This is a genomic window from Sodalis sp. C49 (assembly GCF_046352915.1).
Classification (GTDB): Bacteria; Pseudomonadota; Gammaproteobacteria; order Enterobacterales; family Enterobacteriaceae; genus Acerihabitans.
Genome location: NZ_CP163303.1, coordinates 4,075,757 through 4,098,593 on the forward strand (window position 1 = coordinate 4,075,757; position 22,837 = coordinate 4,098,593).

Sequence of the window (22,837 nt, forward strand, 5' to 3'; positions counted from 1 at the left end):
GCTCAGATAAAAAGGGTGATGGCGCTGGTGTGCAGGCTCAGCAGCGTGGTGCGGATATCCAACTGCCCCTGGCTGATATTGACGCCCACCGTTTCGACCCGCACCGCGGTCGTGGCCAGGTTCAGCCGGGTGCTGGACGTCAATACCTCATCGGTGGTTACCGCCATTTTTGTCATGGCAACGCGCATGTTATAGATGCTTTCCGCCGCGCCGGCGACGTGAAGCATATTGCCGGCATGGGTTTCGCTGCTTCCCTTGATTTTCAGCACCCGTTTTTTGGCTGTCACCTGAATCTCATTGCCGCCGTCAATGCTGATATCGCCGCCGGCGCGCACGGCCAGATCCCTGTCAACCTGCTCATCCAGCCTGCCGTGGATATGGCGGCGCGCGTCGCCCTTTATCTCCACGTGCCGATTGCCGGCGATGGATTGCCGATCCACGCCATTGATGGTGGTATCCACCCCTTTGGCATATTCCACCCGGGTGGGATCCGGGCGCTGGTATTGCCGCTCGGCCCGGCGGCGATCCGCCAGCTCCTGCGCGGTGGCGGGCCGGGCCTGCGCCAGGGCGGCCTGGGCCGGCCCTGGGGCATCCGCCGCCAGCACGCCGGGATAGCGCGTCCGGCCGAACACGATTTTATTGCCGGCGTCAAACATCAGATCATTCAGGGCATGGTGGCTGATAGTATCACCGGCATGCTGGGTCAGGCTGCCGCTGACAATCTGCGCCGCGTGCCCGGTCACCTGCCGGTATTCGCCGCCGGTAACGGCGTCTGCCCTGCCGCCGGCGGTAATCAGGCTGGTTTTGCCTAAGTGGAAGGTCTGTATATCGGGTTTAAATTTGAAGGTGGCGCAGGGACCTTGGTGGATAAAGCGGCTCTGGCCTTTTATCTCCTGCGCCAGATCGCCGTCGACGCTGATGCGTTGGTCATGTTCCACCGAGAGGGTCATATCCCGCTCGGCATGCAGGTTAAAGGACTCGCGTCCCGGCGCGTCCTCCATAAACCAGTAGCTGGCGTTGCCCGTGCCGCCATCCCTGCTGCGGCTCATAAATCCCATGCGGGCGGCGGCGGCCGGCAGTTCCCAGGGCGGCAGGGCGTCTTCGTTGTAGACCCGTCCGGTAATAATGGGACGATCGGGATCGCCGTTGATAAAATCCACGATCACCTCTTCGCCCACCCGCGGCACCTGTACGCCGCCATATTTCCACCCGGCCCAATGGCTGGATACCCGCACCCAGCAGGAATCGGTGTCGTCGCCCGCGCCGTGCCGGTCCCAGCGGAATTTTAGCTTTACGCGGCCATATTTATCGGTCCAAATGCTGTTGCCGGGCGGACCGGCCACCTCGGCGGTTTGCGGCCCCTGGGTTTTAGGCCAGGGGGTGGCGCGGGGCGGACGCCAGGTGACCTGGGCCGGTATAACGGTAAAAGCCACGCTGAACTCAGCCATGGCGGCGCCGGGTGCGGATTGAGCATCTGCGGCATGCCAGCGGTTATCCTGGATGCTGTAATCGACGCCGGTGACCAGATAAGATTGCTCATCCTGCGGGCGCGGACAGTGATGAACCCGGAAAGTGTAGCCGGGCGCCATGCCGCGCGCCGTTGCCAGTCCCGAGACGCGGCATTGCCGGGAGGCCAGCTCCTGCTGGCGGATTTGCGCCAGGAACTCCCCATGCCCATGATCGGCATACCCCCCCGGCCAGTCGTATATTTCGCTTTTGTTGGCGGCAAACGAGGCGCGGTTTTGGCACGTTTGCCCCAGATGGGCGCGCGGCTGCCGAAAGTCATAATCGTCCATGCTGCACAACCGGGGGGTGATTTCATGGGACAATGTCCAGCGGTGAATGGCTTCGCGATGTGCGTTAAGACCGGCGCCCGGCTGCCGGTAAACCAGATCCTCGTAGCCGGGGAAAGGCTGGTGCGCCTGGGGGGCGTCGGCCAGCACCAGCGTATGGCCCCGGTCATGGTGGCGGAAAAAATAATAAATGCCCTCATGCTCCATCAGACGGCTCAGGAAATCGAAGGTGCTTTCGCGATATTGCACGATGTAGGGGTAGCGATGATAGGCGCTGGTCAGCCGATTTTCACAGTCAATATTATAGTCGGCCAGGACATGGGTAATAATATCCGGCAGGGTTTTCTCCTGCCAGACGCGGCAATCGCGATTTTGCGTCAGATACCACAGGGCGGGATGCAGGGTGAAGGTATACAGCTTATATTTTTCATGCAGCAGATCGTAGCCGTTGAAATCAATGCGGGTGATATGGCCATGCAAAAAACGGCGCTCGCCATTAATGAGCTTTATTTCAATGGTGATATCCTTTCCTAATAATGCATTCATATCTAAATCGTTATGAGTGCTAAGAAATTCCGCGTTGAACCGGTATAAGGCCGAAAAGGATTCCCGGCCGGTCAGCCGTTTAAATATCAGCTCACTTTCGGCGTTGCCGCTTAACGGCGTATGAACATTAATCCAGTCGGGCATGCTGTTCCCCAATACGCGAGATCGTCGGTAATAAGCCGAATTATTTTTTACAACGTCTCTATTTTATTCTGCTAACTATTGGCTTTATAAGACTATTGCCATCATAGGCGGCGAATGAAGATGAAACATCAGGTAATTCCCTGACATCCTTCCTGAATTTTTGTCTAACGGTATTCCACCAATCCCAACCGGAACGACCAATGCACCAGGTCAATGGCTTTATGCACGTCAAGTTTACGCATAATATTCAAACGATGGGTCTCGACTGTTTTAGGGCTGATGGATAAGTTACCGGCGATGGCGTGGTTGCCCGCGCCCTCGGCGATTTGCTTTAATACCTGGCGCTCCCTCAGCGTCAGGGACAAAGGGTGATGGCCGCTTTCGTTCATCAGCTGGAACACGCGAAAATGATCCAGCGCCGGATCAAGGTAACGCTTGCGGTTAAAAACGTACTGCAGCGCGGTCAGCAGGCAATGCTGCGGGCTGCTTTTCAGCACAAAGCCCAGGGCGCCCAGGCGCAGCACCCCGGCGGCATAATGCTCTCCCCGCCTGGAGGTAAGCACGATAATGCGCAGGGCGGGCCAGCGCTTAAGCAATTGCGCGATCACATCCTGCCCATCCATGCCGGGCAATCCCAAATCCAATATCACGATATCCGGGTGGGTCTCGCCGCACAGGCGATAGACCTCAAGTCCATTGTCCACCTGGCCCGCTATCTGATAACGCGGATAGGGGGTAAGCAATGCTTTAATGCCGTTGATGATCAGTTCATGATCGTCAACCAGCACGAGTTTTATGTTCATAAAACGATTCCCTGGAAAATACATGAAGAGTATTTATTGGCATATTGTTGAAATAAAAAACGCACAGAACCGCCGGCCGCTACTATTATCGCGGACAGCGCTAAAGACAATAACGGATACAGGCTTAAAAGCTGGCAATTACACATTCGGGAAATGATTTTAAATAAAATATTCTACGTTATCATCTGGATAATGAAACGCCACGAGCATAATGGAACCCTGAAATAAATCAAGGACGAGACAGGAAAAAATAAGGCTATATTCAGCATATTTCAATGCGGTTTAGGCGCTGTGCTTAATTAGCGCTTCCTGTTAAAGAAATGGCAGCAGCGAACGTTCATGGTTGCGGCGCGTTACTCATTCATCGCACCTTGATGGGCAACCCGCCTGAAAGTGATCTTCTTCAAGTATTTGATGTCTGTCCGGTGGTTTTGATGGCCGGCAGCGGTTACGGGGCATATATTTTCACCCGTTGTCATTTTAAAAAAACGGAGTACGTCATGAAATTATTGCGCTATGGCCCGCCCGGCGAGGAACGCCCAGGCATTCTGGATAACGAGGGACGCATACGGAGCCTGGCCGGTCATATCGCCGATATCGGCGGGGACGCCCTGCTGCCCGCCGCGCTCGCCACATTACGCGCCCTGGATATCGCCCAGCTGCCGCTGGTGGCCGGCCAGCCCAGGCTGGGGCCCTGCGTCGGCCAGGTAGGCAAGTTTGTCTGTATCGGCCTCAACTACGCCGACCATGCGGCGGAAACCGGGGCGGCCATTCCCACCGAGCCTATCGTGTTTAATAAATGGGTCAGCGCCATCAACGGCCCCAATGACGATGTGCAGATTCCCCGCCAGTCGCGTAAGACCGATTGGGAAGTGGAGCTGGGCGTGGTCATCGGCCAGGGCGGGCGTTACATCGACGAGGGGGAAGCCATGGACCATGTGGCCGGTTATTGCGTGGTGAACGATATTTCCGAGCGGGAGTGGCAAATAGAACGCGGCGGCACCTGGGATAAAGGAAAAGGCTGCGATACCTTCGGTCCCATTGGCCCCTGGCTGGTCACGGCGGATGAAATAGCCGACCCGCAGGCGCTGAACCTTTGGCTGGAGGTGGACGGCACGCGTTACCAGAATGGGAATACCGCCACCATGATTTTTGGCGTCAGGCATATTATCAGCTACCTGAGCCGTTTTATGAGCCTGCGGCCCGGGGATATTATCGCCACCGGCACGCCGCCGGGAGTGGGTATGGGACATAAGCCGGAAGCCATTTTCCTGCGCGCCGGGCAGACCCTGCGTTTGGGCGTAGAGGGCCTGGGCGAGCAGCTTGCGCGCACGGTCTCGGCCTGATCGCGGGATGGCAGGGGCCTCTCTCTGGCGGGGCGGCCCCGCTTGCCCCAGGCCGGATTTTGGGCCGCGGGGCGCGCGGCATTGTTTTGCCGCAATGCTTTTACTTTATTTTTTTCACCGTTTTCTGGGCGGATGGATTAACGCGGTTAATGAATTAAGTTTCACCGCCGGTGTCTGAATAAGTTAAGGTCAGAGGAAATTACGATACCTGCCTCTCCCCGGGCTGTTTAAACGTGCCGGTCCGTGCTAGGTTGTCTTTTTTCTGTAAAATAAAACGGCTAGTATTATTCGGTTCTATTTTTCTTTTGACGCTTGGTGAACGGCCGGAAAAGCCTGTTTTTTTATAATTGAATATCTTTTAATGCACCCATGCGGCGAGAGTCAGTGTCCTCGTTAAGCTCATCGTAGTAAGTAATAACCCAGGTTATTACCTATGCCGAATTATTGACGCCGTCCCGTGCTGCGGAACCATCCCTATGATCCAACGTTGGCTATTGCCGTTAAGTTATATGCACCCCAGGTATTGGTTACTTTGGCTGGGGCTTGGCCTGTTGTTTTTATTAGTGCAGCTGCCTTATCCGCTGCTACTGCGCCTGGGCGGGGGTATGGGGTTGTTATCCATGCGCTTTTTAAAAAGGCGCGTTGCCATCGCCAAACGTAATCTTGAGCTCAGTTTCCCTACTCTCGAGCCGGAACAAATCAAAATAAAATTGGCCGATAACTTTTCTTCCCTGGGCATGGGCCTGATGGAAACCGGAATGGCGTGGTTTTGGTCCGACCAGCGTATAAAAAAATGGTTCGATGTGGTCGGCCTGGAAAACCTGGATTCCCCCATAGGGGAGAAAAATGGGGTTATCGTTATCGGCGTGCATTTTATGACGCTGGAGCTGCATTTTCGTATTTTAGGCCACTGCAAACCCATGACCGTCATGTATCGTCCCCATAACAGCAAAATTATGGAACTGGTGCAGAAGTGGGGCCGTTCCCGCTCGGGGAATTCCCTGGTCAGCCGTAAAAAACTGGTTTGCATGGTACACACGTTAAAACGCGGCGGCGTGGTCTGGTTTGCCCCGGATCAGGATAACGGCCCGAAGGGCAGCGTATTTGTGCCGTTTTTCGGCGTCAATCAAACCGCTACCACCAACGGCACCTTTACCATCGCCAAGCTGGCCCGGCCGAAGCTGGTCAGCGCCGTGGTCATCCGCAAACCCGACCGCCTGGGCTACCAGTTAATTATTTCGCCGGAGCTGCAAAACTACCCTTACGACGACAGCCTGGCGGCCGCCAACTATGTCAACCGGGTGATAGAGACTGAAATCATGAAAGCCCCCGGCCAATATCTATGGCTGCACCGGCGGTTTAAAACCCGGCCGCTGGGGGAGAAGTCATTATATATTTAGCGCGGGCGGCGTTGCGTATACTCTAGGGGTATATGTCTCGATATGGAGACATATAACCATTTGAATTAAATATAAATAATTATTTCAGCCTATTTGTGTCTCTCACAGGTAACAGGTTCCGCCGGCGGCGTCCGCGCAATAAGCGCGGCCTGTCTGTTATCGTCTGTCCGGCAGGCGGCAATGATTTGCACGGCGATGGCGGGGTAAAGTCCGGCGAAATCAATTTAAGTTATTGCTTATCAATATGTTGATATTGTTATTCGCAGCCATGATGCGGAAAGAATGAGGCCGGCCGTACCCTTATTGATGCGCTTCAGCCGCGGGTAAAAAAATATCCCGCGGCAAAACCTGTCCTGGCACGCAAACTGCACTACCCTTGTTGTAGATGCTCATTCCACCCTCTTATGTTCGCGTTTACGCCTCATAAACCCCGGAATGACGCAGAGCCAAACTTGTGGCGCCTATTGTCCAGCTCCATGATGAGTCCCTCATCAGAACCTTCGGACAAAACGTTGAGTGAGGCGCCAAACTGTTGTCTTATGACCTGACCTTGTTAAACACTTGCCGTGATGGCAAGTGTTTTTTTTAATCCAAACCGGGGCGGGTTACCTATGGCAAAGGTTTCAGCGCCGGGTCTGGCTGCGGGACGGGCTGCGCCTGCTGCGGGGCTTGCAGCGATAGGTTGATGGATTCCTGGCGCATTTGCGTGGCCTCTTCCGGCAGACGCAGGCGATCGAGCACATCGGCCAGCCAGGCGTAGTCATGGGCGTCCGGACGCTGGGCAAGCGCGGCGCGGAACGCGTCGGCGGCGGCCTGCCATTCGCCGCGCTTCATCAAGAGCTGGCCCATGGTGCTGTTAAGCAATGGGGACGCGCCCTGCTGCTTGATCTGCTGGCGCAGTACTTTTTCCAGCTGCTCCGGATCGCCGGTTTTCAGGCGCGGCACCAGCAACAGCAGCTGTTCGTTGTAATGGTCCTTCAATCCCTTGACGATAATAGCCTGGGCGGTTTCATGATCGTTGCAGACGATCAGATGTTCCGCCAGCGCGATCTGTAGTTGGGGATCGTTGCGGGTGCGGCGGCTTTGATTGCGCCACCAGCTATTCAGGCCCTCGCTGCCCTCGTTCTCCATGATCTGGTCCATCAATCCGCTGTAGGCCTGGTGCTCCAGCGACTGGATTTTACTCTCTTCATAGACCCGCACTTTGCGCATGGCCGGCAGGATATCCAGCAGCGCCTGCCAGGCGCGGGTACGGATAAACGCCTGCTCGGCGAGGCGCAGCACCTCCGGATGACGCGGAGCGATCTCCAGCAAACGGTCGGCGCCGTGACGGGCGGCATGGTTTTCATTGCGCGCCAACTGGATGCGCACCCGGGTGATATCCACCGGCAGCTGATCGTTATCCGCCGCCTCCATGGCCCGCTCCAGATGCTGGTTGGCGCGAATATCGTCGCCCCGTTGCTGCGCCGCCTCGGCGGCCAGCAGGTAATTGACCACTGGCTGATCGGCGTGGTCGGCGTTGCGGGTCAGCAATTTTTCCACCTGCCGGTAATCGCCTTCCGCCAGTTTCATCAGCGCGGCTTTGGTATGTTTGCGGGCGCGGTGGTTTTTACGCACCAGGAACCAGCGGCGGGTACGCGCGCCGGTACGGAAAACGCGCCGCAACACCCACTCCACGATAAACAGCGCCACCAGCGCCACGATCAGGATAATCACCAGACCGGTCACGCTGGTCTCGATATTGTAGTTATCGGTCTGGATCAGTACATAACCCTGATGGCCGGCGATAATCGGCCCGATCACAATCCCGGCAATCAGCAGGATGAACAGCAACAATACGCGTAGCATCGTTTATTCTCCCTGAGCGGCGGCGGCGGGGGCATTAGCAACCGCGGCCGACGGCTGCGCCAGCAGGTTGCGCACGCGCGTCTGCACCAGTTTCTCCAGCAGCGGCTGGCTGCTTAACTGTGCCGGCACATCCATGGTGATATTCTGCTGGCTCAGGTCGTCCAGTTCGCTGAGAAAGGCGCGGGTATTGGCATCATCGGCGTCGAAATAGGCGCGTACCCAGGTAGAGACGCTTTCCAGGGATTGCCGGTAGATTTCATTTTGGTGGCGCGGCACCGCTTGCGCCGCAATCAGCAGGCGCGAGCGGATATTTTCACGCAGGTAGATATCCTGGTTTGGCGCCAGCAGCGGCTCGGCGCTGGTATCGCGACGGCGGATGGTAATAAAGTCATTCATAAAGTTGTGCCAGCTTTTGCTGAGGTTTTGCCGCCATTCACGCACCGAGCTTGACAGCTCGCTGCCGCCGTCGCTGTCCATGGGGGATTCATCGCTGTCGTTGTCGGCCAGACGCAGGTTGTCCACCTGGTTTGACAACTGATTCACTTTCAGAATAATCCCGTCAAAATCCACCTGGCTGACGCCTGAGAGGGCGGCAATATCCTCGGTTATGGCGCGACGCACGTTCATCAGGCTGGGATCGTTCATATCCGCCAGGCTGGCATCGGCGCTCTTGAGCAGCGCGCCGGCGGTGACGATATCCTGATCGCTCCAGAGCTTGCGGCCGGCCTGCTTGACCAGGAAATCCGCCTGGGCCAATAGCCAGGTATTGGCATCGGAGCCGGAGATGGTGGCGACTTTATCACGCAATTCGCTTAACTGCCTGTCCTGGACGGCCGCCTGCTGCTGGGCGGCGCCAAGCTGCCGGCCCTGCTGCTGCAACGCCGCCTGGGATTGCTGCTGCTGCTGTTGCTGCGCCTGCTGCAATGCCTCGATGCGGGATTGCAGCTGTTGATTCAGCGCGTTTTGCGTTTTTGCCTGCCGGACGCCGTACATATAGAGCGCGGCGGCCAGCAGCAGGGACAGGATAATGGCGATAGCCGCCAGGATGACGCCTAGGGGCTTTTTGCCGCTCTTGGGGGCCTTCGTCCCGCCGACCGGAGGATTGGCCTTGGCGGTACCCGCCGCCGTATCGCCGGGCGCGAATGACGAGGGCTTAGGCGTATCCGCCGCCCGGGTTGCATCTTCCTGCGGAGTCGTTGGAGTAGTGTGTTCCGTCATATTGGCCTATCCCATGATTAGATTTAGAGCAGCACACGCATAAGCGCATCGTTGTCTGCCGCGTTTGCTACGACGATGTCCGTCCAGCCCAATTGGCGGGCTAAAGCCCCGATTCGTTCACTCACCACGACCAGCCGGCATTGCAACAGCCATGAGACGCGATAGTACTCAGGAATTAAAGTATAGAATTGTTGTAACATTTCGCCGCTGGTAATGATCAAAGTATTGATGCCCAGTTGCTGACAGCGCCGGCTTTGCTGCTCGCCGTCGTAATGCACCGGGCTGCGCTGATAGCATTCACAATACGCGACCTCGGCGCCACGTTGCCGCAACGTCTCCTCCAGTACTTCCCGCCCGCCGTTGCCGCGCAGGATCAGCGCCCGCAATCCGGCGACGCGCTGTAGCGACGGCAGGCGCAGCAGATGTTCGCTGCTTTCGCCGTCGTGGGGGTAATCCACCGGCAGGCCGGAGGCGGTGTGCATCAGCAGGCCGCTGGTGCGGCCGACCGCGAGGTATTGCAGCGTTTCCGGCCAGGACAGGCCCCGACGGGTCAGAAACGGGTGGGCATAATTGACCGCGTGTTTCGAGACGATAAACACCAGATCGCCCGGCCGCAGCGCGCCCAGGCGTTCGGGCAGCCGGGCCAGTTCGTCTCCGGGGGCAAAATCAATCAGCGGCAGGTGCCAGGCGGATCGGCCGCGCGCGCGCAAGCGGTTCACCAGCTCTTCGCCGGCGGGGGACGGGCGCGTGACCAGGATGCTCATTGCGGCGAATCCTGGTTTTCCGCCGCATAGACCTGATCGAGGATTTCCCGGGCGCCCTGCCTGAGCAACTCCTCCGCCAGGCGGATACCCAACGCTTCCGCTTCCTCCAGGGGGGCGCTGCTTTCGGCGCGGATAACCCTGCCGCCGTCGGGGCTGCCCACCAGCGCGCGTAGCCAGATCCGGTCGCCCTGGATTTCGGCGTAGCTGCCGATAGGCACCTGGCAACCGCCGTCAAGACGGGCGTTCATGGCGCGCTCCGCGCTGATGCGAGTGGCGGTGGCGCGGTGATGCAGCGGGGCCAGCAGCGCGCGGGTACGTCGGTCGTCCAGACGGCATTCCACGCCGACCGCCCCCTGGCCGACAGCGGGCAGGCACAGCTCGGGTTCCAGCGGCGTACGGATGCGATCCTGCAGATCCAGGCGCTTCAGTCCGGCCACCGCCAGGATGATCGCATCGTATTCGCCCCGATCCAGCCTGGCCAGGCGCGTGCCCACGTTGCCGCGCAGATCGCGGATCACCAGATCCGGACGGCGTTCCCGTACCTGGCACTGCCGGCGCAGGCTGGACGTGCCCACCACGGCGCCCGGCGGCAGCTCGTCCAGGCTGGCGTAGGCCGGGGAGACGAAGGCGTCGCGGGGATCCTCGCGCTCACAAATGGTCACCAGCCCCAGCCCGTCGGGGAATGAGACGGTCACGTCCTTCATGGAGTGCACGGCGATATCGGCGCGATCCTCAAGCAGGGCGCGCTCCAGCTCCTTGATAAAAAGCCCTTTGCCGCCCACCTTGGCCAGCGGCGTATCCAGCAAAATGTCGCCGCGGGTCACCATGGGTACCAGTTCCACCCGTAAATCGGGATGATGAAGCTGCAGCTGGCGCTGAACATACTGTGCTTGCCATAGCGCCAGCGGGCTCTGCCGGGTGGCGATGCGTATCAGGGTATCTTGCATTCTGGGTTACCGTTTCTCACATTCTTTAACCATTCTACCATCGATAGTAAAACGCTGTAAGTTATCAGGATCCGGTGATGGCGGCATGGGGTGAAGTGCCGATAATCGGGAATTAAAGGTTGCCGCGGGGAAAAGTGTTATAATTAACGGGTAGCTTAACTTTCTTTACGGTCAAACAGCAAGGTGTTAAATTGATCACGTTTCCAGCAATTACCGGCCGACCCATCTTCAAAACAACACTCCGGCCGGGTATGGAAATAGGCTCTTAGGCACCGGGATAACCAGGCGAGACGTCTTGTACTTCTACATCGAGACATTGAAACAGAGACTGGACGCGATCAACCAATTACGGGTGGATCGGGCGTTGGCGGCCATGGGGCCGGCCTTTCAGCAAGTCTACAGTCTGCTGCCAACCTTATTACATTATCATCATCCAATGCTTCCGGGTTACCTAGAAGGTAACGTTCCGTGCGGCGTTTGCTTCTACACGTGCGATGAAAACCAGGCCGCCTGGATAGCCGATATCGAGCGCCAGTCCGCGCAGCCGATGGTGACGCCCGCCAGCGGGGAAAGGCCGATCACCGGGGTTTACTCCATGGGCAGCACCTCGTCCATCGGGCAGAACGCCAATTCCGACCTGGATATCTGGGTCTGCCATCAGTCCTGGCTGGATAACGAAGAACGTTATCAGTTGCAGCGCAAATGCGCCCTGCTGGAAAAATGGGCCGGCACCAAGGGCGTGGACGTCAACTTCTTCCTGATTGATGAAAACCGCTTCCGCCATAACGAAAGCGGCAGCCTGGGTGATGAAGACTGCGGTTCCACCCAGCATATCCTGTTGCTGGACGAATTCTACCGTACCGCGGTGCGCATGGCCGGCAAGCGCATTTTATGGAATATGGTGCCGGGCGACGAAGAAGAGCATTATGACGATTACGTCATGTCGCTTTATGCCCGCGGCGCGCTGACCCCCAATGAATGGCTCGATCTGGGCGGGCTGGGCACGCTGTCCGCCGAAGAATATTTCGGCGCCAGCCTGTGGCAACTGTATAAAAGCATCGATTCCCCGTACAAAGCGGTGCTCAAGACCCTGCTGCTGGAGGCCTATTCCTGGGAATATCCCCATACCCAGCTGCTGGCCATGAATATCAAGCAGCATTTGCACGACGGCGAGATAGTCTCCTACGGCCTCGATCCTTATTGCATGATGCTGGAGCGCGTGACCCACTACCTGACCCAGATTAACGACACCACCCGGCTGGACCTGGTGCGGCGCTGTTTCTACCTCAAGGTCTGCGAAAAGCTCTCGCTGACGCCTGAAAGCGTCGTCTGGCGCCGCGAGATCCTAAGCCAGCAGGTCAAGGAGTGGGGCTGGGACGAAGCGCGCCTGAGCATGCTCGACGACCGCGCCAACTGGAAAATCGGCCAGGTGCGTGAGGCGCATAACGAACTGCTCGACGCCATGATGCAAAGCTACCGTAACCTGATTCGCTTTGCGCGCCGCAATAACCTGAGCGTCAGCGCCAGCCCGCAGGATATCGGGGTGCTGACCCGTAAACTCTACGCGGCGTTTGAAGCGCTGCCGGGCAAGGTGACGCTGATTAACCCGCAGATCTCCCCCGATCTGTCCGAACCGAACCTCACGTTTATCCATGTGCCCCAGGGCCGGGCCAACCGGGCCGGCTGGTACCTGTATAACCAGTCGCCGGCGATGGAATCCATCATCAGCCACCAGCCGCTGGAATATAACCGCTACCTGAACAAGCTGGTGGCCTGGGCGTGGTTTAACGGCCTGCTGACCGAAAAGACCCAGTTGCATATCAAGGGCAGCGACCTGTGCGATCTGCCCCGGCTGCAGGAACTGGTGGCGGATGTGTCGCGCAATTTCCCGCTGCGGGTGCCGGCGCCGACGCCCAAGGCGCTCTACAGCCCCTGCGAAATCCGCCATCTGGCGATCATCGTCAACCTTGAACACGATCCGACCGCGGTTTTCCGCAACCAGGTGGTGCATTTTGATTTCCGCAAGCTGGACGTGTTCAGCTTCGGCCAACAGCAGGAGTGCCTGGTGGGCAGTATCGACCTGCTGTACCGCAATTCGTGGAATGAGGTGCGCACCCTGCATTTCAACGGCGAGCAGGCGGTACTGGAAGCGTTGAAAACCATCCTCGGCAAGATGCATCAGGACGCCGCGCCGCCTGATACGGTGGAAGTGTTCTGCTACAGCCAGCATTTGCGCGGACTTATCCGCACCCGGGTGCAGCAGTTGGTGGCGGATTGCATCGAACTGCGTCTATCCAGCACCCGCCAGGATCCGGCGCGGTTTAAAGCGGTCCGGGTAGCCGGCCAGACCTGGGGATTGTTTTTTGAACGCCTGAGCGTCTCGGTGCAGAAACTGGAAAACGCCATTGAATTCTACGGCGCCATTTCCAACAATAAGCTGCATGGCCTGTCGATCCAGATGGAAACGGAAAAAATTCATTTACCGCCGGTGGTGGACGGTTTCGCCAGCGAAGGCATAATCCAGTTCTTTTTTGAAGACAGCGCCGACGACCAGGGCTTTAACATTTATATCCTGGACGAGACCAACCGGGTCGAGGCTTACCACCATTGCGAAGGCAGCAAGGAAGAGCTGGTGCGCGATGTGAGCCGTTTTTATTCGTCGTCCCACGACCGCTTCACCTACGGTTCCAGCTTTATCAACTTCAACCTGCCGCAGTTTTACCAGATTGTGCAGCTGGACGGCCGTATCCAGGTGGTGCCGTTTCGCAGCAGCGTACTGTCCCATTTGTGCGCGCCGGCCTATGAGCATGACGCGTCGTCACTGCCGCAGCAGGCACGGTTGAACTAGCCGCCCCGCCCGTGTGGCGCGCCTGTTTCCCCCCGCCGATGCCCGGCGCCCGGCGGCGCCGGCATTCGATTCCTATTGCTTTTCAGCATCTAACTGCGATGATAGTTAGCCTGAAAGTATGAATAACAGGTAGCTAAGCGCATGAAAAACCCGTTACGCCTTATTACCCTGGCGTTTTTAGTTCTGGGATTGAACGGATGTGGGCTGAAAGGTCCGCTATATTACCCGCCGGCCGAGAAAACCACCGCCAAACCGAAACCCGCCAGGACGGTTACGCCAACGCCTGTGCAAACCGCGAATCCCGGCGGCGCCTCGACGTCGGCGCAGCCGTAACCGCGATTCAGTCGCATCGGCTTTAGAGACGCGCTATGCTGCGCGTAAGGTTACTCAGCGGAGTGAATTATGCAGTTTTCCAAAATGCACGGTCTGGGAAACGACTTTATGGTCGTGGACGCCGTGACGCAAAATGTCTACTTTTCGCCGGAGCTGATCCGTCGCCTGGCGGACCGGCATTATGGCGTCGGGTTCGACCAACTGCTGGTAGTGGAGCCTCCCTACGACCCGGAACTGGATTTTCATTACCGTATTTTTAACGCCGACGGCAGCGAAGTGGCGCAATGCGGCAACGGCGCGCGGTGTTTTGCCCGTTTTGTCAGGATGAAAAGTTTAACCAACAAACGTGAAATACACGTCAGTACCCAAACCGGCCGTATGATATTAACCATTACCGATGATGAACTGGTAAGGGTCAATATGGGCGAACCCAATTTTGACCCGCAGATGGTGCCCTTCCGCGCCACCAAGGCGGAAAAGACCTATATCATGCGGGTGGCGGAGCAAACCGTGCTGTGCGGCGTGGTATCCATGGGCAATCCCCACTGCGTGATAACGGTGGAGGATATCGATACCGCGCCGGTGGAGACGCTGGGGCCGCTGCTTGAAAACCACGAGCGTTTCCCGGAGCGGGCGAACATCGGTTTTATGCAGGTGATAGACCCGCAGCACATCCGCCTGCGGGTTTACGAGCGCGGCGCCGGGGAAACACGCGCCTGCGGCAGCGGCGCCTGCGCGGCGGTGGCCATCGGCATCCAGCAGGCGCTGCTGGCGGAGCGCGTCAGCGTCGACCTGCCGGGCGGCACGCTGGACATCAGCTGGAAAGGACCGGGCAATCCGCTGTATATGACCGGGCCGGCAACCCATATTTACGACGGATTTATACATCTATGAAGCATGTCGGGGAACAACTGGAGACCGCGGCGCGGCTGGACGACAGCACGGTGGCGCAATTTCTGCTGGAAAACCCGGATTTTTTTATCCGCAACGCTTGCCAGGTCGAGCAGATGCGCGTGCCCCATGTCAACCGGGGCAGCGTTTCCCTGCTGGAGTGGCAGCTGGCCCGCCAGCGTAATCATATCCGCCAGCTGGAGGAAGAGATTACCCTGTTGATGGAGCAGGCGAGCGCCAACGAACAGCTGTTTAACCGGCTGTTGCATCTGCAGTCCGATCTGGCGGCCGCCGACAGCCTGCTGGATATGCTTAACCGCCTGCAGCGCTGGGCGCGCGGCCTGGGCTTGTCCGGGGCGCATGTCAGGCTGTTCACCGATAAATGGTATATCGGCGCACCGTCGGATTTTACCCACCTGGGCATTTCCCGCACCGCGTTTGAGCCCCTGCGCATCCAGCGGCTGGGGCAGGGCAACCATTATCTGGGCGGCCTGAACGGCCCCGAACTGCTGCAGCTGTTGCCCCAGGCGCGGCAGGTCGGCTCGGTGGCGATTTCCCTGATGGGGGAAAAAGGCGACCTGGGCGTGTTGACCTTTACCAGCCGCGACAGCCAGCACTATCAGTCCGGCATGGGCACGGTGCTGTTACAGCAACTGGCCATCCTGCTGCCCGGCCTGCTGGCCCGCTGGGTCGGGCGTTCATGACCCTCCAGGTCTCGCCGCTGCGCCCGGAGGTGGATGCGTTTTTGCGCTACCTGCGGGTGGAGCGGCAGCTCAGTCCGCTGACGCAGTCCAGTTACGATCGCCAGTTAACCGCCTTGATCGATATAGCCGGCGAGCTGGGCCTGACCGCCTGGCCCCAGCTCGACGTGACCCATGTCCGCGCGATGGCCACCCGCAGCAAACGCCGCGGTCTGCAGGCCGCCAGCCTGGCGCTGCGGCTCTCGGCGCTGCGCAGCTTTCTCGACTGGCTGGTCGGACGCGGCGAATTGAAGGCCAATCCGGCCAAAGGCGTGCCGGCGCCGCGCAGCGGCCGCCACCTGCCGAAAAACATGGATGTGGACGAAGTGAACCGTCTGCTGGATATCAATACCGACGATCCGCTGGCGGTACGGGATCGCGCCATGCTGGAACTGATGTATGGCGACGGCCTGCGTTTGGCGGAGCTGGTCAACCTGGACCGCGGCCATATCGATTTGGCGGCGGGCGAAGTCTGGGTGGTGGGCAAGGGCAACAAAGAACGCAAGCTGCCGCTGGGCAAGACCGCCATCGTCTGGCTGGAGCACTGGCTGGCGCTGCGTGAGCGGTTCGCCCCGGTGGATAACGCGGTATTTGTCGCCAGGACCGGCAAGCGCATCTCCATGCGCAACGTGCAAAAGCGTTTTGCCGAGTGGGGCGTCAAACAGGGACTGGAGAGCCATGTCCATCCGCATAAGCTGCGCCATTCGTTCGCCACCCATATGCTGGAATCCAGCGGCAACCTGCGCGCGGTACAGGAATTGCTCGGCCACGCCAATGTATCCACCACCCAGATCTATACCCACCTTGATTTCCAGCACCTGGCATTGGTTTACGATGCGGCGCATCCACGAGCCAAACGAGGTAAAAGCTGATGCATTTTTATCGCCCCCTGCGCGAGATTCGCGCATTGACCTTCGATCTGGACGACACGCTGTATGATAACCGTCCGGTTATCGCCCGTACCGAGCGGGAATCGACGCTTTTCCTGCAACGGTACCATCCGGCGCTGAAAGATCTGGACGCCGGCCACTTCCAGCGCATCCGCGCCGAGCTGCGCCGGCGCGAGCCGGATATCTACCATGACGTCAGCCAGTGGCGCTGGCGCGCGGTCGAGCTGACCATGCGCAACCAGGGGCTGGACGCGCGCGCGGCCCGGGCCGGCGCGGACGCCTTTATGGCGAGTTTTGCCCGCTGGCGCAGCGACATCGATGTGCCGGCCGCCACCCACCGGACCTTAAGCGCTTTGGGCGAACGCTGGCCGCTGGTGGCCATCACCAACGGCAACGCCTCCCCCGAGGCCTGCGGGCTGGGCGGCTATTTTGCTTTTGTGCTGCGCGCCGGCCCCGACGGACGCGCCAAACCGTACCGGGACATGTATCATATCGCGGCGCAAAGGCTGGGGCTGGCGCCGGAAAACATCCTGCACGTCGGTGATGATTTAACCGCCGATATCACCGGCGCCGTCGCTTCGGGCCTGCAGGCGTGCTGGGTAAACGATCGCGGCGGCAATTTTTTCCAGGCCGCGGATGCCCGTTTGTTGCCTCATATTGAAATTTCGCAGTTGGCTTCCCTGACAGCCTTGTTATAATCCTCACTATGTCTGTATAAATAACCAGTACCTTAACGCCGGATAAAGAAGGCCTTCTATGGACGTTTCCGATCTGCTCAACAGCCTGAACGACAAACAGCGCGAAGCCGTAGCGGCGCCGCGCGGCAATTTGCTGGTCCTGGCGGGCGCCGGCAGCGGCAAAACGCGGGTATTGGTGCATCGCATCGCCTGGCTGCTGTCGGTGGAGAACTGCTCGCCCTATTCTATTCTGTCGGTGACCTTTACCAACAAGGCGGCGGCGGAAATGCGCCATCGCATCGAACATCTGATCGGCACCGCCCAGGGCGGCATGTGGATCGGCACCTTCCATGGCCTGGCCCACCGCCTGCTGCGCGCCCATCACATGGACGCCAATCTGCCGCAGGATTTCCAGATCCTCGACAGCGAGGACCAGCTGCGGCTGCTCAGGCGCATTATCCGCGCGCTCAATATCGACGAGAAGCAATGGCCGCCGCGCCAGGCCATGTGGTATATCGGCGGCAAAAAAGACGAGGGCCTGCGCCCGCAGCATGTGGAGAGCTACGGCAACCCCGTGGAGGCCACCTGGCTGCGCATCTACCAGGCCTACCAGGAAGCCTGTGATCGCGCGGGGCTGGTGGATTTTGCCGAACTGCTGCTGCGCGCCCACGAGCTGTGGCTGAACAAACCCCATATTCTCAAGCACTACCGCGAACGCTTCAGTAATATCCTGGTGGACGAATTCCAGGACACCAACCGCATCCAGTATGCCTGGATAAGGCTCCTGGCCGGCGATAGCGGCAATGTCATGATTGTCGGCGACGACGATCAGTCAATCTACGGCTGGCGCGGCGCGCAGGTGGAGAATATCCAGCGCTTCCTGGATGATTTTCCCGGCGCCCACACCGTGCGCCTGGAGCAGAACTACCGCTCCACCAGCAATATCCTCAAAGCGGCCAATGCCCTCATCGCCCATAACGGCGGCCGGCTGGGGAAAAACCTTTGGACCGAGGACGCCGAGGGCGAGCCGATTTCGGTTTACTGCGCGTTCAACGAGCTGGACGAGGCGCGCTTTGTGGTCAACCGCATTCGCACCTGGCAGGAAACGGGCAATGCGCTTAGCGACAGCGCTATCCTCTATCGCAGCAACGCCCAGTCCCGGGTGCTGGAAGAGGCGCTGTTGCAAAACGCCATGCCTTATCGCATTTACGGCGGCCAGCGCTTTTTTGAACGCCAGGAAATCAAGGACGCGCTGGCCTACCTGCGCCTGATCGCCAACCGGAATGACGACGCGGCGTTCGAGCGCGTGGTCAACACCCCGACGCGCGGCATCGGCGACCGTACGCTGGACGTCGTGCGCCAGGCGGCCCGGGATCGGCAACTGACCCTCTGGCAGGCAACCCGCGAGTTATTGCGCGATCGGGTGCTGGCCGGGCGCGCCGCGTCGGCCATGCAGCGCTTTGTCGAACTGGTGGATGCCCTGGCGGAGGAAACGGTCGACCTGCCGCTGCATGTGCAAACGGACCGGGTGATCAGGAACTCGGGCCTGTGGATCATGTATGAGCAGGAAAAGGGCGAGAAGGGCCAGGCGCGCATCGAAAACCTGGAGGAACTGGTGACCGCCACGCGGCAGTACAGCTACCAGGATGAAGACCAGGATTTGATGCCGCTGCAGGCGTTTTTATCCCACGCCGCCCTGGAGGCGGGGGAAGGACAGGCCCATGCCAACCAGGACGCGGTGCAGCTGATGACCCTGCATTCCGCCAAGGGGCTGGAATTCCGCCAGGTGTTTATCGTCGGCATGGAGGAGGGCATGTTCCCAAGCCAAATGTCCCTGGACGAGGGTGGTCGGCTGGAGGAAGAGCGCCGCCTGGCCTATGTGGGCGTCACCCGCGCCATGGAAAAGCTGACCATCACCTACGCGGAAACCCGCCGGCTGTACGGCAAGGAGGCCTTTCACCGGCCCTCGCGGTTTGTCGGCGAACTGCCCGAGGAATGTATCGAGGAGGTGCGGCTGCGCGCAAGCGTCACCCGGCCGGCCAACCATCAGCGCATGGGTACCCCGGTCAGTGAAAACGACAGCGGATTTACGCTGGGGCAGCGGGTGCGCCATCCCAAGTTCGGCGAAGGCACGGTGATAAACCTCGAGGGCACCGGCGAGCACAGCCGGTTGCAGATTGCTTTCCAGGGTCAGGGCATCAAGTGGCTGGTGGCGGCTTACGCCCGCCTGGAAACGGTATAATCCCCCTGGTTTCGGCTAACGGGTCCGTTCACGCGCGGTTACTGATTAAATCAGCCGATCGTACGCGAAATATACAGTTTTGCGCCGCTTGCGTATTGACAGTCTTTTTCATCTCGGCGTAACATGCGCGCACTATTATGATTAGAGGATTACGCCTTGGACGCCCCCAGTAGATACTGGCTCGTTAATCTGTTTATCAGGTACACCCACTAAGGCTATCCCTATTGCTGATGGCCTCAGTGGTTGTCAGCGACCCGCGTTTATGTGTCGCTCTGAGTCAGATCTGTGATGGTCTGAAACTTGCCGGTGACATTCTCACCCCCGGTTTCTGCTTTCTAATGCGTTTCCCGATTGTCACCGCTAAGGAAGCTATGGCGTATGCTTAACGCGTTTAAATTGGATCACAATCGCTTGTCCCGCCTTGAGCTGGATGAAGCCGACAGGTTAGCTGATTCCGTCTGGGTGGATCTGATTGAACCCGGCAACGATGAGCGGGACCGGGTGCAGGATGAGCTGGGCCAAAGCCTGGCGACCCGGCTGGACCTGGAGGATATCGAGGCGTCGGCGCGTTTTTTCGAAGACGAAGACGGGCTGCATATCCACTCCTTCTTTTTTTACGAGGACGCCGAAGATCACGCCGGCAACGCCACCGTGGCGTTCACCATCCGCGACGGGCGCCTCTATACCCTGCGCGAGCGGGAGCTGCCCGCATTCCGCCTCTACCGCATGCGCGCCCGCAGCCAGCGGCTTACCGACGGCAACGCCTACGAGCTGCTGCTGGATCTGTTTGAAACGAAAATCGAGCAGTTGGCCGACGAAATAGAAAATATCTACAGCGATCTGGAAGCCTTGAGCCTGGTTATTATGGAAGGGCACCAGGGCGACGAGTACGACGAGGCGCTTTCCACCCTGGCGGAGCTGGAAGACGTCGGTTGGAAGGTACGGCTGTGCCTTATGGATACCCAGCGCGCCCTCAACTTCCTGGTGCGCAAGGCGCGGCTGCCGTCGGGACAGCTGGAGCAGGCGCGGGAAATCCTGCGCGATATCGAGTCCCTGCTGCCCCACAACGAATCGTTGTTCCAGAAGGTGAACTTCCTGATGCAGGCGGCGATGGGGTTTATCAATATCGAGCAAAACCGCATCATCAAAATCTTCTCGGTGGTCTCGGTGGTGTTCCTGCCTCCCACCCTGGTGGCCTCCAGCTACGGCATGAATTTCACCTTTATGCCCGAGCTGAAATGGTCGTTTGGTTATCCCGGCGCCATCGGTCTGATGATCCTGGCGGGACTGGCGCCTTACCTCTACTTTAAGCGCAAGAACTGGCTATAGCGGCGGCGGTTCAACGGATATTATTGTACGATAAATGATTGCCCCGCCGGGCGAATATGATAAAACAGGATGGCCTGGCTAAAACATCCTGCTTTAGCGCACCTGATAAACGTTGCGAACGTTGCCGATGAAACATTTGCCGCTTACCGCCCAATGGGCCGTGTTGCTGTTTTGCTCGCTGTCCCTGGGATTTACCCTGCAATATTTCCACTTCCCGGCCGCCCTGCTGATGGGACCGATGCTGGTGGGGGTGGTCATGGCGCTCTGCGGCGCCACCATTGATATTCCCCCGCGCATTTTTGTCGGCTGCCAGGCGGTTCTGGGCTGCATGATAGCCCTGACCCTCTCCCCCACGATCCTACATGTCCTCATTTCCGACTGGCTGCTGGTGCTGATTGTGCTGGCGCTGACCCTGTTGGCCAGCGGCCTGTCGGGCTGGCTTCTGGTGCGGTTTAGCAGCCTGCCTGGCCCTACCGGGGCCTGGGGCGCGTCTCCGGGCGGGGCGTCGGCCATGGTGGCCATGGCGGGGGAGTTCGGCGCGGATGTGCGGCTGGTGGCGTTCATGCAGTATCTGCGCGTGCTGTTTGTGGCGGCGGCGGCGGCCCTGGTGGCGCATATCAGCATGGGGGAACAGGGTGTCGCGGCGGCGGACGTAATATGGTTTCCGGCGCTCGATTACCGTTTTGCCGCCACCCTGGCCATTGCCGTCGCCGGCGCCTGGCTGGGGCGGAAACTGCATATTCCCGCCGGCGCGCTGCTGATTCCTATGCTGGCCGGCGCCGCCCTGCACATCACCGGCACGCTGACGATGCAGGTGCCGGAATGGCTGTTGGCGCTGGCCTATGCGTTTATCGGCTGGACCGTCGGGCTACGCTTTACCCCCGCCATTGTGATGCTGGCGTTAAAAACGCTGCCGCAGATGGTGGCGTCCATCGTGGGATTAATTCTGTTATGCGGGTTTATGGCCTGGGTGCTGACGCTGGTGCTGCCGGTGGATCTGCTCACCGCCTATCTCGCCACCAGCCCCGGCGGGCTGGATACCGTGGCGATTATCGCCGCGGGCAGCCACGCCGATATCGGTTTTGTCATGGCGATGCAAAGCCTGCGGCTGTTCTCGATTTTATTGATCGGCCCGGCCATGGCGCGCTTTATCTCCCGCCACGCCGTGCCGCCCATGACGTGATTTTTGCTGCGTGAGCGCCGCGTCAAAGATAAACACCGCCAGCGCCAGCCAGATAAATCCAAAGGCGAACAGCTTATCCTCCGTCATGGCTTCGCCGTAAAACACCACCGCCAGCAGGAACATCAGCGTCGGGCCGAGATACTGGAAAAAGCCCAGCGTCGAGAGGCGCAGATTGTTGGCGGCGACGGCAAACAGCAGCAGCGGTATTGTGGTGATAATGCCCGCCGCCACCAGCAGCATATTGAGCTGCCACGGATTGGCGCTCAAATGGCTGGTGGGGCTGTCGGCGAAGATAAAGAGATACCAGGCGCCCGCCGGCAGCAGCCAGAGCGTTTCGATCAGCATGCCGGTCTGCGGGTCGACGCCCAGTTTTTTGCGCAGCAGGCCGTAAAACGCAAAGCTGAAGGCCAGGCCCAGGGCAATCCAGGGCAGCGAGCCGAATTTCCACAGCTGTATCAGCACGCCGCAGATGGCCAGGCCTACCGCCAGCCACTGCAATTTGCGAAAGCGCTCGCCGAGAAATACCATCCCCAGCAATATATTGACCAGCGGATTGATAAAATAGCCCAGGCTGGCTTCCAGCATATGGTGATGATTAACCGCCCAGATATACAGCAGCCAATTGCTGCCCACCAGCAATGACGTCACGCCCAGCAGCAGCAGCGCCTTGGGTCGGCGGCATACCTCGCGCACCTGCCGCCATTTACGGCACAGGGTCAGCAACGCCAGCATAAAAAAAACCGACCAGATAATGCGGTGGGTAAGGATTTCCGTGGCGGGAACTTGTTGGATCAGTTTGAAATACGCCGGCGCCAACCCCCAGATAAGATACGCGCCCAGCGCGCATAGCACGCCCTGGCGCGTGGATGTTTCATTCATGGGTTAACCTGGTTAG

At 59.1% G+C, this 22,837-nt stretch carries 18 protein-coding genes; 11 read left to right on the plus strand and 7 right to left on the minus strand.

The annotated features are described in order from the left end of the window. Positions 1–2 precede the first annotated feature (2 nt). The gene (locus ABUK12_RS18280) at positions 3–2,483 is read right to left on the minus strand and encodes a type VI secretion system Vgr family protein (RefSeq protein ID WP_410013170.1); all 2,481 of its coding nucleotides are present in this window, start codon (positions 2,481–2,483) and stop codon (positions 3–5) included. 164 nt (positions 2,484–2,647) lie between these two features. Next, positions 2,648–3,286: a two component system response regulator gene (locus ABUK12_RS18285; RefSeq protein WP_410013171.1), complete on the minus strand. Its 639-nt coding sequence runs from the start codon at positions 3,284–3,286 to the stop codon at positions 2,648–2,650. A 500-nt stretch (positions 3,287–3,786) separates the two neighbouring features. On the opposite strand from ABUK12_RS18285, the gene ABUK12_RS18290 reads away from it, so the two are divergent. Next, positions 3,787–4,632 carry a fumarylacetoacetate hydrolase family protein gene (locus tag ABUK12_RS18290; protein WP_410013172.1) on the plus strand — a complete coding sequence of 282 codons (846 nt, stop codon included), beginning with the start codon at positions 3,787–3,789 and terminating at the stop codon, positions 4,630–4,632. Positions 4,633–5,108: 476 nt separating this feature from the next. Beyond that, a complete protein-coding gene (lpxL, locus tag ABUK12_RS18295; RefSeq protein ID WP_410013173.1) occupies positions 5,109–6,032 on the plus strand; it encodes an LpxL/LpxP family Kdo(2)-lipid IV(A) lauroyl/palmitoleoyl acyltransferase in 924 nt (307 codons plus the stop codon). A 609-nt stretch (positions 6,033–6,641) separates the two neighbouring features. Here lpxL and hemY read toward each other — a convergent pair. Genes hemY through hemC form a run of 4 tightly spaced genes read right to left on the minus strand, consistent with a single transcriptional unit; the run spans position 6,642 to position 10,809 of the window. Then, positions 6,642–7,880: a protoheme IX biogenesis protein HemY gene (gene hemY, locus ABUK12_RS18300; RefSeq protein WP_410013174.1), complete on the minus strand. Its 1,239-nt coding sequence runs from the start codon at positions 7,878–7,880 to the stop codon at positions 6,642–6,644. A 3-nt stretch (positions 7,881–7,883) separates the two neighbouring features. Continuing rightward, entirely contained in the window at positions 7,884–9,098 is a 1,215-nt protein-coding gene (gene hemX, locus ABUK12_RS18305) for a uroporphyrinogen-III C-methyltransferase (RefSeq protein WP_410013175.1), read from the minus strand. 23 nt (positions 9,099–9,121) lie between these two features. Next, positions 9,122–9,862 carry a uroporphyrinogen-III synthase gene (hemD, locus tag ABUK12_RS18310; RefSeq protein ID WP_410013176.1) on the minus strand — a complete coding sequence of 247 codons (741 nt, stop codon included), beginning with the start codon at positions 9,860–9,862 and terminating at the stop codon, positions 9,122–9,124. Then, positions 9,859–10,809 carry a hydroxymethylbilane synthase gene (gene hemC / locus ABUK12_RS18315; RefSeq protein ID WP_410013177.1) on the minus strand — a complete coding sequence of 317 codons (951 nt, stop codon included), beginning with the start codon at positions 10,807–10,809 and terminating at the stop codon, positions 9,859–9,861. The genes hemD and hemC overlap by 4 nt, the downstream gene beginning before the upstream one ends. Before the next feature lie 295 nt (positions 10,810–11,104). Between hemC and ABUK12_RS18320 the strand changes: the two genes are divergently transcribed. From ABUK12_RS18320 to ABUK12_RS18360, 9 genes are all read left to right on the plus strand, one after another. Continuing rightward, the gene (locus ABUK12_RS18320) at positions 11,105–13,657 is read left to right on the plus strand and encodes a class I adenylate cyclase (RefSeq protein WP_410013178.1); all 2,553 of its coding nucleotides are present in this window, start codon (positions 11,105–11,107) and stop codon (positions 13,655–13,657) included. Positions 13,658–13,798: 141 nt separating this feature from the next. After that, positions 13,799–13,990 carry an LPS translocon maturation chaperone LptM gene (lptM, locus tag ABUK12_RS18325; protein ID WP_410013179.1) on the plus strand — a complete coding sequence of 64 codons (192 nt, stop codon included), beginning with the start codon at positions 13,799–13,801 and terminating at the stop codon, positions 13,988–13,990. Between the two features lie 69 nt (positions 13,991–14,059). Then, on the plus strand, positions 14,060–14,884 hold the full coding sequence (dapF, locus tag ABUK12_RS18330) for a diaminopimelate epimerase (protein ID WP_410013180.1): 825 nt from the start codon (positions 14,060–14,062) through the stop codon (positions 14,882–14,884). Further along, on the plus strand, positions 14,881–15,585 hold the full coding sequence (locus tag ABUK12_RS18335; RefSeq protein WP_410013181.1) for a DUF484 domain-containing protein: 705 nt from the start codon (positions 14,881–14,883) through the stop codon (positions 15,583–15,585). Before dapF ends, ABUK12_RS18335 begins: the two co-directional genes overlap by 4 nt. After that, positions 15,582–16,493, plus strand: a complete 912-nt coding sequence (gene xerC, locus ABUK12_RS18340; RefSeq protein WP_410013182.1) for a tyrosine recombinase XerC — start codon at positions 15,582–15,584, stop codon at positions 16,491–16,493. The genes ABUK12_RS18335 and xerC overlap by 4 nt, the downstream gene beginning before the upstream one ends. Then, positions 16,493–17,209 (plus strand): 5-amino-6-(5-phospho-D-ribitylamino)uracil phosphatase YigB, encoded by a 717-nt coding sequence (gene yigB, locus ABUK12_RS18345; RefSeq protein ID WP_410013183.1) that lies wholly within the window; start codon positions 16,493–16,495, stop codon positions 17,207–17,209. Before xerC ends, yigB begins: the two co-directional genes overlap by 1 nt. A gap of 58 nt (positions 17,210–17,267) precedes the next feature. Then, the gene (gene uvrD, locus ABUK12_RS18350; protein WP_410013184.1) at positions 17,268–19,430 is read left to right on the plus strand and encodes a DNA helicase II; all 2,163 of its coding nucleotides are present in this window, start codon (positions 17,268–17,270) and stop codon (positions 19,428–19,430) included. 378 nt (positions 19,431–19,808) lie between these two features. Beyond that, positions 19,809–20,759: a magnesium/cobalt transporter CorA gene (gene corA / locus ABUK12_RS18355; protein ID WP_410013185.1), complete on the plus strand. Its 951-nt coding sequence runs from the start codon at positions 19,809–19,811 to the stop codon at positions 20,757–20,759. Positions 20,760–20,886: 127 nt separating this feature from the next. Then, positions 20,887–21,942: an AbrB family transcriptional regulator gene (locus ABUK12_RS18360; RefSeq protein WP_410013186.1), complete on the plus strand. Its 1,056-nt coding sequence runs from the start codon at positions 20,887–20,889 to the stop codon at positions 21,940–21,942. On the opposite strand, the gene rarD is transcribed toward ABUK12_RS18360, so the two are convergent. Beyond that, complete coding sequence (rarD, locus tag ABUK12_RS18365) at positions 21,880–22,821, minus strand: EamA family transporter RarD (protein ID WP_410013187.1); 942 nt, start codon at positions 22,819–22,821, stop codon at positions 21,880–21,882. The genes ABUK12_RS18360 and rarD overlap by 63 nt on opposite strands. Positions 22,822–22,837: the final 16 nt, after the last annotated feature.

What these genes read in the sequence shown, in the direction of transcription:
- xerC (WP_410013182.1), top strand. Translation starts at nt 15,582, where the DNA reads ATGACCCTCCAGGTCTCGCCGCTGCGCCCGGAGGTGGATGCGTTTTTG.
- hemD (WP_410013176.1), bottom strand. Translation starts at nt 9,862, where the DNA reads ATGAGCATCCTGGTCACGCGCCCGTCCCCCGCCGGCGAAGAGCTGGTG.
- ABUK12_RS18360 (WP_410013186.1), top strand. Translation starts at nt 20,887, where the DNA reads ATGAAACATTTGCCGCTTACCGCCCAATGGGCCGTGTTGCTGTTTTGC.
- ABUK12_RS18335 (WP_410013181.1), top strand. Translation starts at nt 14,881, where the DNA reads ATGAAGCATGTCGGGGAACAACTGGAGACCGCGGCGCGGCTGGACGAC.
- hemX (WP_410013175.1), bottom strand. Translation starts at nt 9,098, where the DNA reads ATGACGGAACACACTACTCCAACGACTCCGCAGGAAGATGCAACCCGG.
- hemY (WP_410013174.1), bottom strand. Translation starts at nt 7,880, where the DNA reads ATGCTACGCGTATTGTTGCTGTTCATCCTGCTGATTGCCGGGATTGTG.
- ABUK12_RS18280 (WP_410013170.1), bottom strand. Translation starts at nt 2,483, where the DNA reads ATGCCCGACTGGATTAATGTTCATACGCCGTTAAGCGGCAACGCCGAA.
- corA (WP_410013185.1), top strand. Translation starts at nt 19,809, where the DNA reads ATGCTTAACGCGTTTAAATTGGATCACAATCGCTTGTCCCGCCTTGAG.
- yigB (WP_410013183.1), top strand. Translation starts at nt 16,493, where the DNA reads ATGCATTTTTATCGCCCCCTGCGCGAGATTCGCGCATTGACCTTCGAT.
- uvrD (WP_410013184.1), top strand. Translation starts at nt 17,268, where the DNA reads ATGGACGTTTCCGATCTGCTCAACAGCCTGAACGACAAACAGCGCGAA.
- hemC (WP_410013177.1), bottom strand. Translation starts at nt 10,809, where the DNA reads ATGCAAGATACCCTGATACGCATCGCCACCCGGCAGAGCCCGCTGGCG.
- ABUK12_RS18285 (WP_410013171.1), bottom strand. Translation starts at nt 3,286, where the DNA reads ATGAACATAAAACTCGTGCTGGTTGACGATCATGAACTGATCATCAAC.
- rarD (WP_410013187.1), bottom strand. Translation starts at nt 22,821, where the DNA reads ATGAATGAAACATCCACGCGCCAGGGCGTGCTATGCGCGCTGGGCGCG.
- ABUK12_RS18290 (WP_410013172.1), top strand. Translation starts at nt 3,787, where the DNA reads ATGAAATTATTGCGCTATGGCCCGCCCGGCGAGGAACGCCCAGGCATT.
- lptM (WP_410013179.1), top strand. Translation starts at nt 13,799, where the DNA reads ATGAAAAACCCGTTACGCCTTATTACCCTGGCGTTTTTAGTTCTGGGA.
- lpxL (WP_410013173.1), top strand. Translation starts at nt 5,109, where the DNA reads ATGATCCAACGTTGGCTATTGCCGTTAAGTTATATGCACCCCAGGTAT.
- dapF (WP_410013180.1), top strand. Translation starts at nt 14,060, where the DNA reads ATGCAGTTTTCCAAAATGCACGGTCTGGGAAACGACTTTATGGTCGTG.